At 49.5% G+C, this 16944-nt stretch carries 17 protein-coding genes; 11 read left to right on the top strand and 6 right to left on the bottom strand.

Translation table 11 applies throughout. From position 1 onward, the window contains the following. Nucleotides 1-260: 260 nt before the first annotated feature. Nucleotides 261-542 carry a hypothetical protein gene (locus NOM72_RS06880; RefSeq protein WP_023468271.1) on the bottom strand — a complete coding sequence of 94 codons (282 nt, stop codon included), beginning with the start codon at nt 540-542 and terminating at the stop codon, nt 261-263. A gap of 171 nt (nt 543-713) precedes the next feature. Here NOM72_RS06880 and NOM72_RS06875 point away from each other — a divergent pair, with 171 nt between their 5' ends. The 4 genes from NOM72_RS06875 (at nt 714) to NOM72_RS06855 (ending at nt 3550) form a co-directional block, all read left to right on the top strand. After that, a complete protein-coding gene (locus tag NOM72_RS06875) occupies nt 714-932 on the top strand; it encodes a hypothetical protein (protein WP_143013646.1) in 219 nt (72 codons plus the stop codon). 80 nt (nt 933-1012) lie between these two features. Continuing rightward, on the top strand, nt 1013-2065 hold the full coding sequence (locus NOM72_RS06865) for a flavin monoamine oxidase family protein (RefSeq protein ID WP_305120359.1): 1053 nt from the start codon (nt 1013-1015) through the stop codon (nt 2063-2065). Then, nucleotides 2062-2973, top strand: a complete 912-nt coding sequence (locus tag NOM72_RS06860; protein ID WP_255998360.1) for a PhzF family phenazine biosynthesis protein — start codon at nt 2062-2064, stop codon at nt 2971-2973. The genes NOM72_RS06865 and NOM72_RS06860 overlap by 4 nt, the downstream gene beginning before the upstream one ends. After that, nucleotides 2945-3550 carry an HAD-IA family hydrolase gene (locus NOM72_RS06855; protein WP_255998358.1) on the top strand — a complete coding sequence of 202 codons (606 nt, stop codon included), beginning with the start codon at nt 2945-2947 and terminating at the stop codon, nt 3548-3550. The genes NOM72_RS06860 and NOM72_RS06855 overlap by 29 nt, the downstream gene beginning before the upstream one ends. Nucleotides 3551-3590: 40 nt before the next feature. On the opposite strand, the gene NOM72_RS06850 is transcribed toward NOM72_RS06855, so the two are convergent. From NOM72_RS06850 to NOM72_RS06840, 3 genes are all read right to left on the bottom strand, one after another. Further along, nucleotides 3591-4772, bottom strand: coding sequence for an MFS transporter (locus NOM72_RS06850; protein ID WP_023468276.1), 1182 nt, complete (start codon nt 4770-4772; stop codon nt 3591-3593). A gap of 17 nt (nt 4773-4789) precedes the next feature. Then, nucleotides 4790-5383 (bottom strand): TetR/AcrR family transcriptional regulator, encoded by a 594-nt coding sequence (locus tag NOM72_RS06845; protein WP_023468277.1) that lies wholly within the window; start codon nt 5381-5383, stop codon nt 4790-4792. Between the two features lie 116 nt (nt 5384-5499). After that, nucleotides 5500-6552 carry a hypothetical protein gene (locus tag NOM72_RS06840; RefSeq protein WP_255998356.1) on the bottom strand — a complete coding sequence of 351 codons (1053 nt, stop codon included), beginning with the start codon at nt 6550-6552 and terminating at the stop codon, nt 5500-5502. Between the two features lie 282 nt (nt 6553-6834). On the opposite strand from NOM72_RS06840, the gene NOM72_RS06835 reads away from it, so the two are divergent. Beyond that, nucleotides 6835-8136: a hemolysin family protein gene (locus tag NOM72_RS06835; protein WP_255998354.1), complete on the top strand. Its 1302-nt coding sequence runs from the start codon at nt 6835-6837 to the stop codon at nt 8134-8136. Nucleotides 8137-8189: 53 nt separating this feature from the next. Here NOM72_RS06835 and NOM72_RS06830 read toward each other — a convergent pair whose 3' ends face one another. Next, the gene (locus NOM72_RS06830; protein WP_255998352.1) at nt 8190-10448 is read right to left on the bottom strand and encodes a putative bifunctional diguanylate cyclase/phosphodiesterase; all 2259 of its coding nucleotides are present in this window, start codon (nt 10446-10448) and stop codon (nt 8190-8192) included. A gap of 250 nt (nt 10449-10698) precedes the next feature. Here NOM72_RS06830 and NOM72_RS06825 point away from each other — a divergent pair, with 250 nt between their 5' ends. Next, nucleotides 10699-11991 carry a globin-coupled sensor protein gene (locus NOM72_RS06825; protein WP_255998350.1) on the top strand — a complete coding sequence of 431 codons (1293 nt, stop codon included), beginning with the start codon at nt 10699-10701 and terminating at the stop codon, nt 11989-11991. A 77-nt stretch (nt 11992-12068) separates the two neighbouring features. Beyond that, entirely contained in the window at nt 12069-12764 is a 696-nt protein-coding gene (locus NOM72_RS06820; protein WP_255998348.1) for a hypothetical protein, read from the top strand. 141 nt (nt 12765-12905) lie between these two features. On the opposite strand, the gene NOM72_RS06815 is transcribed toward NOM72_RS06820, so the two are convergent. After that, nucleotides 12906-13535, bottom strand: a complete 630-nt coding sequence (locus tag NOM72_RS06815) for a Lipopolysaccharide core heptose (II) kinase (protein WP_023468282.1) — start codon at nt 13533-13535, stop codon at nt 12906-12908. A 145-nt stretch (nt 13536-13680) separates the two neighbouring features. Between NOM72_RS06815 and NOM72_RS06810 the strand changes: the two genes are divergently transcribed. From NOM72_RS06810 to NOM72_RS06795, 4 genes are read left to right on the top strand one after another with little or no spacing between them, the layout of a single operon-like run. Beyond that, complete coding sequence (locus tag NOM72_RS06810; RefSeq protein ID WP_023468283.1) at nt 13681-15159, top strand: carboxypeptidase M32; 1479 nt, start codon at nt 13681-13683, stop codon at nt 15157-15159. Then, nucleotides 15159-15881: a glycerophosphodiester phosphodiesterase gene (locus tag NOM72_RS06805; protein ID WP_023468284.1), complete on the top strand. Its 723-nt coding sequence runs from the start codon at nt 15159-15161 to the stop codon at nt 15879-15881. Before NOM72_RS06810 ends, NOM72_RS06805 begins: the two co-directional genes overlap by 1 nt. Before the next feature lie 13 nt (nt 15882-15894). Next, entirely contained in the window at nt 15895-16365 is a 471-nt protein-coding gene (locus NOM72_RS06800; RefSeq protein ID WP_023468285.1) for a hypothetical protein, read from the top strand. Further along, nucleotides 16355-16912 carry a guanylate kinase gene (locus tag NOM72_RS06795; RefSeq protein ID WP_029341679.1) on the top strand — a complete coding sequence of 186 codons (558 nt, stop codon included), beginning with the start codon at nt 16355-16357 and terminating at the stop codon, nt 16910-16912. Before NOM72_RS06800 ends, NOM72_RS06795 begins: the two co-directional genes overlap by 11 nt. Nucleotides 16913-16944: the final 32 nt, after the last annotated feature.

Here is a 16944-nt window from a genome sequence, read left to right as displayed (position 1 = left end):
GGGTCGCTCCTGCTTGTTTTTCCCTAGGAAGCGATGTCGAGTGAACAAAACGCTTCTCTGATCCTTCTTCCGGATATAAAAAAATGACGCATTACACGCCACTCCTACAGGAAAAAGCGCGATTTTGCGCTGTCAGAGACAAACAAGACCCGTTTTCCTGCTCGAACGGAGCGGGAAAACTGAATTGTGTCTCGCCTGAGGAAAGGGCGTGAAAAGACGCGTCATTTTTTGGGATCAGTCATTTGAAGCCTACGTGAACATTAAAATACGTAAGGTGTCAAAATGACAGCCATGAGACAGACGAACGTCGTCCATCCCTGATGATGACGTAAGGATAAGAAAAGCGTGACCAGCCCAGTGATCATCATACCGGATAAAATCCATCCTAGCCAAAAATCCGTGCTATTCGAAGCAATCGGGATGCTTAATATGTAAGCTGTCGTGTGCGGAAAGAAGCCGATGGCATCTAAAATGATACCGCCAAAGACACCAGTTAGCAACAAGCCGATCGACAGACGAAATAGTGCGTTATGTTTAATCATATGCATACTCCTATTCTGTTTGGTTGACGCAAGAAATCCTATTGTTGCACCTATTCAATATGTTTCTACAAAAAGCGATGAATTCCTTTCTGTTATCTATCCCTGAACTTTATCAAAAATCCTCGCTTCTGCACATCAATCGGAATATTCAGATAGTTATGGGGTATTCTGTTGAAAACGCCATCGCCGATTCAGTGGAAAGGAGAAGAGAAGATGATGCCTGAACTGATACCGGATGACCGGGAGCTCGAACGAAGGATTCGGATCGTCCATCTGTTGCGAAAACTGGGGAAGACGGACGAAGCGATTGCCCGATCCTTGTATGTTCCGATCGAATGGGTTCAATCAATTGGTGAAGAAGACGACTGGCAGCAAATGCAATCATCCTAAGGCAAGGACGTCACGTCCTTGTTTTTTCGCGTGTTCCGGTATACTAAAACAAGCATCTCAAATCGAGAGGATGAAGTAAAATGAACGTTGCCATCATTGGAGCAGGAATCAGTGGTTTATATCTCGCGACGCGTATGCAGGAGCTTGGACACGACGTGACGATCTATGAAGCACGCGACCGAATCGGTGGGAGAATTGAGACGGTCGATTTCGACCTAGCTGGACAAGCATATGCGTTTGATCTTGGACCGACTTGGTTTTGGCCGGACAGTGAACCACTGATGGTTGATTTGATCCATCGATTCGATTTACCGACACTGGAACAATACACGACGGGTGCGCTTCGACTCGAACGGGCTGACGGAATCGAGTCGCATGTGGTTGCGAATCAACCGACGGCGCTTCGCCTTCGTGACGGAATCCGCTCCGTTGCTACGGCACTTGCTGCACGACTCAGACCGGGAACGATTCGACTCAAGTCTCCGATCAGTCAGATTGATGTCACGAACCGGAGGGTCATCAGTTCAGGAAGGAAGAGTCAACCGTTCGATGAGATCGTTCTCGCACTCCCACCACGTTTAGCGGCAAGACTATCGTATGTGCCAGCTTTACCTGAAGCAGTCCTGGATGAACTCGAAGCATTACCGACCTGGATGGCGCAGCAAGCAAAATGTCTTGTTCTTTACGAAAGACCGTTTTGGCGTGATTCGGGCTGGTCCGGTCAGGCAATCAGCTGGACTGGGATGGTGCAGGAGATTCATGACGCTTCCCCACAAGATGGATCAGGAGCGTTGTTCGGTTTTTTCCGGACGCCGGCACGTGAACGACAGTTATTGACCGAGGCGGAAATCAAGGAAACGGTACTCGCGCAGCTGGTTCGTCTGTTCGGTGAACAAGCGCGTCAGTCGATTGGTTGGGCGTATAAAGACTGGTCGACGGATAGTTGGACAGCAACACGAGCTGATGCAGCACCGCTCGTGGATTTCCCGGCATATCATGCTATCAATCTCGGAGTGGAGCATGCAGCGATTTCACTGATTGGGACAGAGACCAATCCGAGTCATGGTGGACACTTAGAAGGGGCCATACGATCCGTTGAACGCTATTTAGAAAAGAGAGGAGTAAAAAAATGATCGAGACGCTACATTATGATGTGTTCACGACGACGCCAGGAAGCGGTAATCCAGCTGGGGTCGTCTTAGACGCCGATCAATTGACTGAGTCGGAAATGCAACGAATCGCGCGTACGAATGGCTTTACCGAGACGACGTTCGTCTTGTCATCCGAGCAAGCGGACTACCGCATGCGCTACTTTGCACCGGAACGGGAAATGGACTTATGCGGACATGGTACGATTGCCGCATTGACGGCACTTGATTCAAAGATCCGTTTATCTACGGCATGTCAGATCGAGACAAAGTCAGGCATCTTGCCCGTGATGCGTTTAGCGAACGGAATGTTTCGCTTGCAACAGGGACGACCACAATTACATCAGTTTGACGGTGACATAAAGCACGTTCTAGCCGCGATTGGTCTCGAATTGACACATCTCGATGACCGATGGCCAATCGTATACGGCAGTACTGGGAACTGGACACTGCTCCTCCCGATTCGTCGACTTGAGGACTTTCACCGGATGGTGCCGGATAACCAACGCTTTACCACCGTGTTGACCGATCTCCCACAAGCCTCGATTCATCCGATTTGTCTCGATACATATGACCGACAAGCGACGATGCACGGACGTCACTTCTCAGCAACGGGAGCAGGAAGCATCGAAGATCCGGTTACGGGAACGGCGAGTGGTGTGATGGGCGTCTACTACCGAAAATTCATCCAGCCACTTGAAACGGAAACTGCGATCATCGTCGAACAAGGACACGAGATGGGTCGACCCGGTCAGGTCGGAATCCGTATTTCTGGCGAAGGTCTTGATCACAGCAAATGGAAAGTCGAGATGGACGGGCAAGCCGTCTTTGACAGAGTAAATCGCATGGGAGAGGAAGAGACAGATGTTGAAACACTTCATTTGGGATTTTGATGGCACCTTGTTTGATACATATCCGGTGTTAGTCGATGTGTTCGTGGAATTACTCGAGCGTGAGGGACGAACGGTCGAACGCGAGCAAGTCGCAGAGCTGATGGCGATCTCGGCAAAAACGACGTATGAGACGTTTGATGTGTCCGAAGCATTCATTCTGAACTACAAGCAACAAAAGATGATGATTGAACAAGAACAGTCTGAACCGTTTCTCGGAATCCGTGAACTGCTAGAGGCGTTATCGACGAGAGGTGCGACGCATCATATCGTCACTCATCGCGGAACATCGATTCATGCGTTGCTTGCAAAACATGGGATGACGCATCATTTTCAAGACGTATTGACGGCACCGGATGGATTCGCCCGAAAACCGGATCCGGAAGCTGTCACGTACTTGATCGATCGGCACCAGATGGCACGAGACGAGACGATCATGATTGGAGACCGGGAACTCGACGTCTTAGCCGGACATCGTGCCGGTATCAAGACGTGTTTAATAAGCGAACATACGAGTCAGACCGTTGCGACGTATACCATAACGTCGCCCGGTCGATTAAAGGAATTGTTACTGACATAAAAACAGCCCCGCTTCCAGTGATGGAAACGGGGCTGTATTTTTAAGAAGACAATCGATCTGCTTCGGTGGCTTCAGCGCGTGGTGCACGCCAGAAATACGTCAGGAAAATACCGACTGCGAGCATGGCTGTCGCAAAATAGAACGGATAGTTCAAATTGACGTCAAAGAGTAGTCCACCAACGATCGGTCCGAGAATGTTGCCGATGCTCGTAAACATCGAGTTCATTCCGCCGACGAATCCCTGTTCATTTCCAGCAATCTTCGAAAGATAGGTCGTGACAGCGGGGCGCATCAAGTCGAAACCGACGAAGACGACCATCGTCACGAGAATGATCGAGAGATAGTTCGTCACGAACGTCATCAAGACGACGAGCAGTGTCGAACCGATCAAGCTGTACCGGATCAAGCGAATCTCACCGAACCAGCGTGTCAAACGATCGAACAGTCCGACTTGGACGATGACGCCGACGATCGCACCGAGAGAAATCGCAAGCGCAATGTCCTTCGCTGTGAAGCCGAACTTCCGGTCGACGAACAAGGCGAACAACGACTCGAATGAGGCGAGACCGAACGATGAGATCAATAGGACAAGAAAAGCGATGAAATAGAGCGGACTGAAGACTTTCCGGAAACCGGTCTGTTGTTTGACCGTCGTTGTCTCGTAGTGACGTTCCGGTTCCTTAAGCGTAAAGACGGATAACACCATCGCTGTTAAACCGAACGCAGCAGCAAAAAAGAACGGTGTCCGCGAGCCGAGGTCAGCGAGGAACCCACCAATCCCCGGTCCGATGATGAAACCGGTCGAGATGGCAGCAGACATATATCCGAGCGCTTTCGGACGAGTTTCGTTCGTCGTGATATCAGCGATGAATGCCGTGACGGCTGGCATGATGAAAGCAGCGCTGACACCACCGAGAATCCGTGACGCGAACAGGACTTCGACGCTTTGACCGAGACCGAATAAGAGCTCGGACATGCTGAAGATGAATAAACCGATGATGATCATCGGTTTACGTCCGTACTTGTCGACGGCACGTCCCGCGAGTGGTGAAAGAATCAGTTGCGCAAAGGCGAAGGCGGAAACCATGTAACCGACCGTCGCCCCCGAGATGTTCAACTCGTTCATGATCGTCGGTGTGACGGGAATGACGAGTCCGATGCCTAAAAAGGCAATGAATAAGTTGAGCAGGAGTGTACTTAAAATCAATGTATTGTTTTGCATAGTTCACCTCAATAGAATTAAATCGTTTTTGACATACCGCGCCAGACGATCGGCCAGACAGCTTGCTGTCGAGCGTGAAACGCGTCGACACCGTTGTAGACGAGTTCCGTCAGCGTACCTTCCGCAACCGTCAGATAGGCGAGAGCGGCACTTTTGTAATCCGTCGAATAGAGAATCTGTTCCGTTCGGTCTCGTTCGCGTAGTAATCGCGTTAATAGATCGTGCAGTGAATCGAAAAACGGATTAAAGCGGTCCGTCATTTCTTGTTCGAGCTTCTCCGGTGGAAAATAGGCAGCCCGAAGGATGAATCGCATCAGGATATCGTCTTGCTGTTCCGAAATGAACCAATCGAAGAAGCCGTGCAGCGATTGCTCGAGCGGCTGCTGCCGCGTACTCGTGAAATACGTCGCAAAGCGGCGCTTTTGTTCTTGCAAGGCATACGTCGTCGCTTGCAGGAACAGGTCGTCCTTCCCTTTATAGTGCGCATAGATCGATGGCTTTTTAATACCGACCTCTGTCGCGATCTCTTGCAGCGATGCCCCTTCATAGCCATGCGCAGCAAAATGATGGATGCTCGTCTGTAACAATTGTTGGGCTTTCAGATGAATCACCTTCCTAACGGTCGTTAGGTAACACTGTAACAGCAAATTTCAAATGTAGTCAATCAGATTGTCTTACCGCACAAAAAACTGACTCCGCGAAGGCGGAATCAGTTAAGGAAGAATCATTATTTATTCATGACACGACCGCGTGTTGCGACGCGTGAGCCGACTATTCCTGCGAATGACGTGAAGATAAGAGTCAGAAGCAGTCCGACGAACGCCCAGATCGAAACTTTTGACGCTGTTTGTGTCGCTTGTTCCGTTTGCTCGCGGACATCTTGAACCGTTTTCTTGAGGTCAGAGGATGTTTCATCAAGCGTTTGTTTAGCAGTTTCAATTTGTTGCGTCGTTTCTTTTGTTGCCGTGTTGAGACCATCAACGATGTTTTGCGTCGCTTCTTCCGCTTCAGCACCTGTCAAATCGGTGTTTTTCGCTACAGCATCAGCGATTTTATCTTCATCGACTGATTTCTCGATTTTTTCAGCTCGTGCTGTCAACGAATCACCGAGATCCTGGACGATCGTATCGAAGTTCTCTGGTTTCGTGATCGCTTCCTTACCAGCAGCCGTGACGTCTTCTTGAACAGCGTCAAGTTCGTTCTGCAAGTAACCTGGTTGCAATTCTTTGATGTCCGTATCTTTTAAGATTTCGTCAACGTTCCCTTCAAGTTCTTTCGTATCAACTTGTGAAACGTTTTTCGTAATCGAATCGAATCCTTTCGTCGCAGCGTCTTGAGCGGTTGAAGCAACGGATCCGATGCCGCTACCTGCCGCACCACCAACTGTTCCGAGTAATGAACCAACGGATTGTAACGTATTGACCGTCGTGAACGTCAAGAGAGCGAACAGTAAGATGACGCTTGTCGACCATGTCAAGAAACCGTGGACGAGACCGGCACGTGCCGACGTCACACCGGAGACGAATCCGGCAACGAACAGCGAGATGAGCAATGAAAGGATTGCCCAGATGATCAAGCCGGTTCCGACACCGTCAAACGGGTTATTCGACGTGACGTCCGTGACGCCGAGTCCGATTGCTGAACCGATTAAACTAAATAAGATCAATAAAGATAGAAATGATACCACACCTGCAAAAATAGAGCTCCATGAGATATTACGACCTGCTCCGTCCGCTTCCGCTCGGAAATGCGACGAAAAGCCTCTGTTTGTTTTTTCCATAATAAGCACTACCTCTCCCCAAATTGGTCTTTCAAGTTCAAGATGTTCATGAATATAAAAGCTTCATCTCAAGTTTCTTACGCGCATAGCTCTTATATAACCGGTAACTAAATAAGAGAAACCTAGTATTACAGGTACATGATTAATGGTCGTCTGAACTTCAACAAAGTGATATTGGTTGCGTTTGAAGAAAAAGCATCGTACACTCTTATCAAGTGTCACGTTATACTGTACAGTTTAAAATCAAAAGGAGGTGATCCCCCGCTTCTAGGGGGATACAAGTTGGACATCGTCTTAACACTGAATTTGTTGTTGCTCGTCGTATTGATTGGTTTGACTGCGTTTTTCGTCGGATCGGAGTTTGCTGTCGTCAAAGTCCGGATGTCACGTCTCGACCAGATGGTGCAAGAAGGAAAAAAGGGAGCGGTACTTGCGAAGAAGGTCGCAGGTGACCTGGATTATTACTTGTCGGCCTGTCAGCTCGGTATTACGATTACTGCACTTGGTCTTGGTGCACTTGGGAAACCGACCGTCGAGAAATTGTTGACACCGGTCTTTGATGAACTCGGTGTCGCGGTTGCGCTGTCAACGATTCTCTCATACAGTATCGCTTTCATCTTCGTGACGTTTCTCCACGTCGTCATCGGAGAGCTCGCACCGAAGACGCTTGCGATCCAGTATGCGGAACGGATGACGTTACTGCTAGCTCCTTCACTCTATGTATTCGGTAAGATCATGTATCCGTTCATCTGGATCATGAACGGTTCGGCCCGTGTCCTCTTGCGGATGTTCGGTGTGAAACCAGCCGGTCACGAACAAGCCCATTCCGAAGAAGAGTTGAAGATCATCATGGCTCAAAGTTTTCAAAGTGGTGAGATCAATCAATCGGAACTCGCCTTGATGCAAAACGTCTTTGCGTTTGATGAGCGTGTCACGCGCGACATCATGGTGCCACGGATGAACATGATGGTCATTTCGGACGAGATGAGTTGGGAAAATCTATTACAGACGATGTCTGACAATCCGTATACACGTTACCCGGTCAGTGAGGGAACGGATAAGGACCGGATCAGTGGTTATATCAACGTCAAGGAAGTGCTCGCCCATCACGCGGTACAAGACGAACGAGAACTTGCATCGTTCCTTAAACCGTTGCCGGTCGTCTCGGAATTGACACCGCTGCAAGAAACACTCTTGAAGATGAAGCAGACACGGTCACACATCGCTCTCGTCATCGACGAGTATGGTGGGACATCCGGTTTGATCACGATGGAGGATATTTTGGAGGAAATCGTCGGTGATATCCGTGATGAATTCGATGAAGCGGAGCAAGCCGAAATCGAACAGTTACCGGACGGCTCGTACCGCTTAGCGGGTACTGTCCTATTAGTTGAAATTGAAGAACGATTTGGTCTTCGGTTCACTGAAGCAGAGGCGGTCGACACGATCGGTGGGTATATCCAATCACGTACGGCTGCTTTTGAAGAGGGAACGATCGTCGCAGATGAGGCGTTTACGCTTGAGATCTTGCGTTCTGCCCAATATCAGATTCAGGATGTCAAGTTGACCTTGCCGTCAAGCTAACAGAAAGACCCGTTTTGCTTAGTAGTTCAATCTACTAAACAGGCGGGTCTTGTTTATTGAGCGGAGGGGAGATTGGATTCGGTTGACGGTAACTGTTCCTTCAAATACAGAGAAAAAGCTTCTTCCGATAAAGGACGCGCATAGTAATACCCCTGACCGATGTGACATCCGACGGATTTAAGATACAAGTGCTGCGCCTCGTTTTCGACACCTTCTGCGATCATCGTCAGACCAATCGTTTGTCCCATTGCGATGATATGTGGGAGTAAAGCAGCTCCACCCGTTGTTTCCGGACAATCGTCGACGAATGATTTATCAATCTTCAGCGCATGAACTGGCAGTTGATGCAGGATGGATAAAGAAGAGAAACCGGTTCCGAAGTCATCGATGGCACAGTGAATTCCCTGATCGCGCAACGAATGTAACATCTTGCTGCTATCTGTGACGTCTTGTAAGACGCTCTCGGTAATTTCGAGTTCCAGATAAGCTGGAGATAAGTTCGTCTCAGACAAGGTCTCTTCAATCATGTTTAGGAAATGTTGATCCTTGAACTGGGGAACGGAGATGTTGACGGCGACGATTAGCGGATAGCCTTGCTCATGCCAGTCAAATGTTCTGCGGCATGCCGTCTTTAGAATCCAGCGTCCAAGAGCGATGATATGACCGCTCTCTTCAGCGATCGAGATGAATTCGACGGGAGAAATCAAACCAAAGACTGGATGATGCCAGCGAACGAGTGCTTCCATACCGATCGGACGGTTCGTCATCAAATCGACTTTTGGCTGATAGACCAGTTGGAATTGATCGTTCTCGATTGCTGCCGGCATATCCATTTCTAGCTGGATTTTCCGAATGAACCATTGATGGAGTCGTTCATCATACCGGACGCAGTGCATCGGTCCTTGTTGTTTCGCTTGAAGAAGTGCCGTATCAAGACAAGGAAGAATGTCCTGGTGCACGGAAGTGTCTTCGATGAGACAACTACCAGCATGGATGGTGACTTGAATCGAATATCCGCGAATTCGGAACGGGCGCTCGAATTGGTGTAATAAAGCCTGTTCAAGAGCGGTCAACGAATCATTTGTCGCGTATGGAAGGATGAGCGCGAACTCATCCCCACCGATTCGGTAGATTTCCAGGTCATCGTGACGCAACAGCCGAAGTCGATTCGCGGTCTCGACCAACACACGATCTCCCGTCGCATGCCCCATCGTATCATTGACGATCGTCAAACGATGTAAATCAAGCGAGACGGCCGCAAAAGAACGCGGTAAGTCGTTCGTAAGCCGTTCGATGAAGTGTTGCCGATTCGCGAGCTGTGTCAGCGAATCGTGGTAAGCGATGAATGAGACTTCGTTTAGCAATCGATTGTTGCTACGTAACGTAAAGATTTGCCGACCGAGAACAAGAAAGAATAAGAGCAGCCAACCGCTCGATAGAATATTGAGGTACCAGTCATAAGTCGATAAGACGAACCCTGTTAGTAAACCGATGCTGACATAAGGCAAGATGAAATCGCGTTCCGTTACCGTTCGCTGAGAACGAAAGAGTCGTTCTTGTTGCGGATGCTGTCTTCCTTCTAAATGACCACTCCATCCGATGGACAGAAGCGCGATGACCCAGAAAACATCGACGAGATGTTCAAGAAACGGACTGTTGTTAAACGTAAAGACGGTAAGCATGACATCACCGCACACTTGAAACAAAAAACCAACGACGAGAAAACGGTGATGCGGTTTTCCTTGGTTATAACGAACATGGTAATACAAAATCGCACTGAAAAAGAGGAGTAACACATCAGCAATGAGAAATCCGAAGGTGGAGATCGTTCGCTCGAGCGAGGGATTCAGGATCTCAAAATAGGGTTGCAATAAATAATAGTCGCTCATGACGAAAGCCGTCGTCATGAACACGACTAAATTGAAGATGTAGTTCTTATTCGTGAAGTTCAATCCGATGCTACGCATCTTCGTGATTAGCGCTAAGACATAGCTGAAATAAGACGAACACCAAAGAATGGTCGAGGCAATCGGTGCATCGACCCGTCCGTCTGTCAATTGAAGGAACAGCCATAGACCATTCCCGAGGACGTGTAATAGAAGACCCGCGAACAAGAAACTTAGAAAACGGAGGTGTGGATTGCGCTGTTCAATGCGTGCGCGAATCATCCAATAGGCGGCAATCAGACCCGCCATCATATGAAAGACGTTGATTCCAATCAAGTGTGCCCACTCTTCAGCAGGTCCAAAACGAATCCAACCATAGAAAACCAGGAATACAGGAAAGACGATGAAAGAGAAGTAACGCCACATGAGTTGAACGGACCTCCTTAAGTTAAAAAGCGAGAAGTGTTAAATAGATATCGGTCAAATTTTCCATTTTTTGAATGGTACTTACCTAGAATGCTTGAGGAAATGGGCGAGTGTCGCACATTAAAAGTACCAATCATGACGGGAAATTCCATATGAAAATTTTGGATTTTCGAATGATAGCCATTCAAATGTCAATTATAGGTGACGATAAAGAAAATGAAGTCCATCTATGAATGAGGGAGAGAAGCATATGAAATGGTTCGCGAAATCAGCATCACCGTCCTTCGATGTGCGCATCGAAGGCGAACGCGCTCATGTCGTGTTGAACGTTCCGACATCCTTACATGAACAATTACGTTTAATCGGTCTAGAAGCAGTCGATTTACAAATTGTCCGGGTCATCCGCGAAGATGTATCCCGTTGGATGCCGAGCATGGTCGACGCGTTCTACGAGGAGCTGGTTCGTGTTCCGTCTCTCCGGCATTTGATTGAACAGCATTCGACGCTCGAACGATTGAAAGGTACTCTCGCCCGGCACATCCTACAAATGTTCGATGGTCAGGTGACGATGGACTACATCGAAGCTCGGCGCCGAATCGCTGAGCGGCATGTTCAAATCGGTTTGCATAATAAATGGTATATCGCCGCCTTCCAAAAAGTCTGGAACGTCCTCAGTGAGAAGATTGACGGCAGTGATTGGCCAGAAGTCGAACGTGTCCGGATCATGCGGGCAGCGGGGAAACTCTTCAACCTCGAGCAACAGATCGTCATGACGATGTATGAGGATCAAATCGATGAGGAACGCCAAGCGATCGCGACAGCCAAACGGCACGTCGGAGATGGCGTTCAAAAATCGACCGAAGAGCTTGCCGCGATGAGTGAGGAGTCGTCAGCGAACTTCCAGGAGATTGAACGTCACGCCAAACACGTCTCGACGACGACAGACGCGATTTCGATTCAGTTGACGGAAGCGGTCAGTGAAGCAGAAGCAGGTGTCGTCCTCGTCGAAGAGGAGACACGTCGCTTTGAGCATGTCGTCGCGGATTTATCACGGACGACTGAACAAGTCGCTGAACTGTCTCGTCTGTCGCAGGAAATCGAGCGGATCGCCGGGATGGTGACGACGATTTCCGATCAGACGAACCTACTCAGCTTGAACGCCTCGATCGAAGCGGCGCGTGCCGGGGAGATGGGGCGCGGATTTACCGTCGTGGCGCAAGAAATTCGGAAACTCGCTGAAGAGAGTAAACAGTCGGCAGCCGAGACGTCGCGGATCGCCCAAGAAATCACGCAAAAGATGCTCGTCGTCTCAGAGCGGATGGGAACGACGGAGACAGCGGTTGTCCGAACGACGACGGAGATGCAACAAGTCGTCCGTGCCTTCTCACGGATTTCAGAACAGACGGATGCGGTCTCGCGGCAAATTCATGAACTATCGACCGATACGAAGGATGTCGCCGGAACGATCGAAGGTATGCGTAAGATTGCAGAAGCGATTGCTGAGACAGCGGATGACTTACAAGAAGTCGCAGCAACTCTATAAGTGATCCCTCCTTTCTACGTGAAAGGAGGATTTTTTGTCGCTTTATGGAAAAATGAAAGTGGAGGTGTGAATGGTTTATGGTTCAGAGTATACTACTGATTGTTTTATGCTTTTTCGCTTTGATTGGACATTATTTGATGACAGGGGAACTCGCTCCACGTGAGTTGTACGGATTACTCGGTTTAACGGGCGTCGCTTTCGTTATCGGTGGAGTCGAATGGTGGCAAATCCGTTGCGATTTACGTTATCGAGGAGTAGAAGAGGGAGTATCCGTTCGCTTAGCGGACCGGGCGAGCCGAAAGACGAATACGGTCTTTCTCGCGCATGAACGATGGCTGACGTTCTCACGTCGTTACGCCACGTGGTGGCAGGCAATCCTTGCGCGCTTCGAAAAGTTTGAATCATTTTTCCTCGACGTAACATTCGAAGGAGACGGGGAAAAATTACAAATTAAAGAGACAAGGACGGAGTGGCTACGCAATACGACACATTTTGTGATTCGCAAAGACGGACGCGATGTCGGAACAATCCGCACCGATGCGGCACTGCGACAACAATTACGACTGCAAGAAGTGTTACTTGTCTCGTATGCCGATCAGGCGTATCAGATTCGGTCCTCGACGCTTACGCGAAAAATCGGTGTCTATCAAAACGGGGACTGTATCGCGACGGGGTCACGGCACGGAGCGCGACTCGTCTTTGACTGTGACACGAATGAACGTCTCTTAGCCGTCGCCAGTATGATCGTCTTTCGACTTGTTTATTCGAAGTGAATTTATTTCACTGACCGTATAAATGATTTTAATGTTTACAGACCGAAAATCACTAAGACAGGTCATTTGCCTATTAGATTCTATGGCTACATACAAAAAGCGCGCTGATTCTCTTTTATAGAAATCCAGCGCGCTTTTTCGTTAACCGGTCTTTCGGATCGATTCGAATAATCGTCCCTTATAGACGTCGGCAATCGTATTGAGGAACGTCTCGCTCAACTTTTTCGGGAAGAACGGTTTTGCATACACATAATGATACGCCTTTTTCAAATCATCCCATTGTGTACACGGTTCCGTTTGACGGAACCGAGCGACGTCGATGATTCGTGTTCCGTTAGCGGTCAAAAGGATATTGCGTAAATGGATGTCTGATGGGTTCAAACCGACGGATCGTGCTTGTGCTAAAGCCGTATCGACTGTCGTTAAGACGGATTCTGGGATGAACGTCCCGCTGACGAGACATTCAAATAACGTTTGACCTTCAATGTATTCAAGCACGATATAATCGGCACCGTATTCGTAGACTTGCGCATACGTCGGAAAATCAGTCAACTGTGCGTAGATGCTCCCTTCGAGATCAGCGAGCGTTCGAAACGACGGGTAAAATTTCTTGATGACGCGATCCGTGCCGCGGATGCGAAAGACGAACGCACTTCGTCCTGTCCCGATTAAGTCAAGTTCACTCGGAAGATGCTCGATCGTACAAACGAAGCCTGTTTCTTTCAATTGGATCAATTGCGCTAACTCAGCGTCAGTTTTCAATGGTGTCACTTCCTTTCCTCCTTCATTTCTTATACCCATTATACGCTCATCTGACAGGAAAAGTTTCAAAAATCACTTGTGTGTGAAAGTTTTGAACATTATGTGATATGCTAAAAATGTTACACTGTTACATACTTCAAGGGGGTTTTTAATCATGTCAACGACACAACAATGGCGCGACCATTTCGATGGTCTTCGCGCATACGAAGAAGCCGTCGCATTACTTTACTGGGACATGCGGACATACATGCCGGATCAAGGCGCAGCAAACCGTTCCGCGTCGATCGGATTCCTCTCGACAGAGAGCTTCCGTCGCCGGACAGGCGAAACATACCAACAATTACTAGCAGCAATGGAGCAAGAGACGCTGACGGGCATCGAAGCGATCTCGTTCGCAAAAGCAAAAGAGGCATTCGATCGCGACTCGAAGATTCCAGAAGCCGAGTACCAAACGTTCATCACGTTGATCTCTGAGGCAGAGAGCGTCTGGGAAAAGGCGAAGGACGCAAACGATTGGTCGATGTTCGAACCATACCTCGAGAAAATCGTCGCGATGGAGCGCCAGTTCGTCGAGTACTGGGGCTATGACGCGCACCCATATGACGCATTGCTCCATGATTATGAGCCGGGGATGACGGTCGCGACACTTGATCCGTTGTTCGCAGAACTTCGTCAAGCAATCATTGGTTTGCTCGGTCAGCTCGAAGGAAAAGACTTCCCGACGCTTGATTGGTCAGCGGACCGCGAGACACAGATCGCCTTGAACCAAGAGTGGCTCCGCGATATCGGCTATGATTTCACGTCTGGTCGCTTGGATGAGACGGTCCATCCGTTCCAGACGACGATCAACCGGAAGGACGCACGCATCACGACGAAATACGATGAGAACGACTACCGGAACTCTGTCTTCGGCACGATGCATGAAGCCGGACACGCGACGTATGAGCAAGGGATCGAACCGGAACTCGATTCACTCGGTCTTGGTGACGGGGCTTCGATGGGGATTCACGAATCACAATCACTGTTCTTTGAGAACTTCATCGGACGCAACCAAGGTTTCCTCGACGCACGTTATCATGGCTTACAACAAGCGATTCCGTCACTGGCTGACGTTCCGTTCGAACGCTTCTATGCCGCGGTCAATGAAGTAAAACCGTCACTGATTCGGATCGAAGCCGATGAATTGACGTATGCGCTTCATATCATCATCCGCTATGAGCTGGAAAAACGCTTGATGACGAAAGAGCTCGAAGTCAAGGATCTTCCGCAAGAATGGAACCGCCTCTATAAAGAGTATCTCGGTGTGGATGTGCCGAGTGACGCAAAAGGCGTCTTACAGGACGTCCATTGGTCAGGTGGCTCGTTCGGTTACTTCCCAAGTTACGCGCTCGGTCTCGTCTATGCGGCACAGCTCAACGAAGCGCTTCGTCGTGACGTCGATAACGTCGATGGTCTGATCGCGGCGGGAACACTCGCTCCAATCAAAGGCTGGCTGAAAGAGAACATCCACCGTCACGGGAAATCGAAGACACCGGCTGAACTGATCGAAGCAGCAACGGGGCAATCGATCTCTGTCGCACCACTCGTCAACTACTTGACGAAGAAATACACGCGTGTCGTCGAGGCACTCTGATGTTGTGGTTTGCACACCGCGGCGTCAGTGACCGTTTTCCGGAGAACACGCTCGAAGCCATCGCTGCTGCGATTGAAGACGACGTCGATGGGGTCGAATTCGATGTCCATTTCTCAAAGGACGGTGTCGGTGTCATTATTCACGATGAGACCGTCAACCGGACGACGAACGGGACAGGACGTGTCATCGACATGACGGTTGCTGAACTGCAGGCTCTGGATGCTGGAGCACGATTCAAAGGGGAACCGATCAAGACGAAGATTCCAACGCTTGACGAAGTCCTCGCAATCCTTGCACCAGTGACCCTGCGGCTCAACATCGAGCTGAAAACGGATACGATCCGCTATGACGGGCTTGAAGCGTATGTCCTTGAACGCTGTGCCGCACACGGCATCGCGACCGACCGGCTGTTATTCAGTTCGTTCAACCATTATTCGGTTGCCTTGATCCAAAAGCTCGACCCACGCGTTGAGACAGCGATTCTCTATCCGTATCCGATCTATCATCCGGAAGAACAAGCCCTCCGAATTGGTGCGACCGGTATCCATCCCGATTATCGACGGGTGACGGAAGCGGACGTTGCGTTCGCTCACGCGCAAGACGTCACGGTCCGGGTTTACACTCCGAAGACGGTCGAGGATGTCCGGCAGATGCAACGAATCGGTGTCGACGCCGTCATCGTCAATGATCCAAAAGGGATGCGCGACACATTCGAAGGATGAGGAGGAGGAAGGGATGCGCAAGGAATACGTATTCGTCATCAGTTTGTCGCTCGTCGCTTTATTCGTCGGACTTCAGCTTGGCTTTGCCCGCTTGCCGGAACCAAAACCGAAGCAAGTGACGACGACACCGATGCGCCCTGCGGATTATCAGGCAGGACTTGCGTCAGCGAAACGGGAACTGAAGCAGATTCAGCGCTTCACCTTGAAAAGCACCCTTCCTGCGGATGGAACGACGGTGACCTGGATTTATGAGACCCCATCCGATGAACGAATTGCGGTCGATTGGTATTACGTCGAGAGTTATCCGGAAGAACAAGTCCAGATGACACGAAACGAGACATCCCGGATCATCTCGTATGAACGCTATTTAATCGTCATTCGACCGATTTACGGAACGGTCGTCGATAGTGAACTCGAACAGTTCGCTCTTCGCTTTACAGGTTACTTCACGACACAACAACAGGGGGAAAACGATGTCAGGTAAAATCATTCTCTTGATTGGTGGATCGGGCAGCGGAAAGTCCTCCCTGATCAAACGTCTGCGAACGGAATACGCGCACGTCCGGTTCATCCCGTCGGTGACGACCCGACCGAAACGACCGACAGAGATTGATGGAGCAAGCTATCATTTCGTCGACGTCAAGACGTTCCAACAATTGATCCAAGACGACGGCTTCATCGAATACGCCCACGTCCACCGGGCGTGGTACGGGACACCGCGTCAAGCGTATGTCGATGTCCTCGAACAGGATCAAATCGTCATCAAGGACATTGATCCGAAAGGGGCGGCGAACTTCAAGCGTTTGTTTGGCGACCAAGTGATCACGATTTTCGTCTCGGTCCCACCCGACTTGATGAAGGAACGACTGTTGATGCGCGGGGATACACCGGAGTTTGAAGCGCGACTCGTCGATTACGAGGAAGCGTGGAAAGACCGCGATCATTATGATTATATGATTGAAAACATCGATTTTGAGACAGCGTATGCCGATCTGCTTGAGATCATTGCTGGCTACATTCCACAGGCATGACGATGAGGACGCAAGATGCGTCCTCTTTTTAA

The organism is Exiguobacterium sp. LL15 (genome assembly GCF_024436095.1).
Lineage (GTDB): Bacteria > Bacillota > Bacilli > Exiguobacteriales > Exiguobacteriaceae > Exiguobacterium_A > Exiguobacterium_A indicum.
The sequence above is the reverse complement of the archived record's forward strand: the minus strand, read 5'-3'. Positions and strand labels throughout refer to the sequence as shown.

Bases quoted from the DNA above. Each gene is read 5' to 3' on its own strand.
- NOM72_RS06880 (WP_023468271.1), bottom strand. From the start codon at position 542: ATGATTAAACATAACGCACTATTTCGTCTGTCGATCGGCTTGTTGCTA.
- NOM72_RS06865 (WP_305120359.1), top strand. From the start codon at position 1,013: ATGAACGTTGCCATCATTGGAGCAGGAATCAGTGGTTTATATCTCGCG.
- NOM72_RS06860 (WP_255998360.1), top strand. From the start codon at position 2,062: ATGATCGAGACGCTACATTATGATGTGTTCACGACGACGCCAGGAAGC.
- NOM72_RS06855 (WP_255998358.1), top strand. From the start codon at position 2,945: ATGTTGAAACACTTCATTTGGGATTTTGATGGCACCTTGTTTGATACA.
- NOM72_RS06850 (WP_023468276.1), bottom strand. From the start codon at position 4,772: ATGCAAAACAATACATTGATTTTAAGTACACTCCTGCTCAACTTATTC.
- NOM72_RS06840 (WP_255998356.1), bottom strand. From the start codon at position 6,552: ATGGAAAAAACAAACAGAGGCTTTTCGTCGCATTTCCGAGCGGAAGCG.
- NOM72_RS06830 (WP_255998352.1), bottom strand. From the start codon at position 10,448: ATGTGGCGTTACTTCTCTTTCATCGTCTTTCCTGTATTCCTGGTTTTC.
- NOM72_RS06825 (WP_255998350.1), top strand. From the start codon at position 10,699: ATGAAATGGTTCGCGAAATCAGCATCACCGTCCTTCGATGTGCGCATC.
- NOM72_RS06820 (WP_255998348.1), top strand. From the start codon at position 12,069: ATGGTTCAGAGTATACTACTGATTGTTTTATGCTTTTTCGCTTTGATT.
- NOM72_RS06810 (WP_023468283.1), top strand. From the start codon at position 13,681: ATGTCAACGACACAACAATGGCGCGACCATTTCGATGGTCTTCGCGCA.
- NOM72_RS06805 (WP_023468284.1), top strand. From the start codon at position 15,159: ATGTTGTGGTTTGCACACCGCGGCGTCAGTGACCGTTTTCCGGAGAAC.
- NOM72_RS06800 (WP_023468285.1), top strand. From the start codon at position 15,895: ATGCGCAAGGAATACGTATTCGTCATCAGTTTGTCGCTCGTCGCTTTA.
- NOM72_RS06795 (WP_029341679.1), top strand. From the start codon at position 16,355: ATGTCAGGTAAAATCATTCTCTTGATTGGTGGATCGGGCAGCGGAAAG.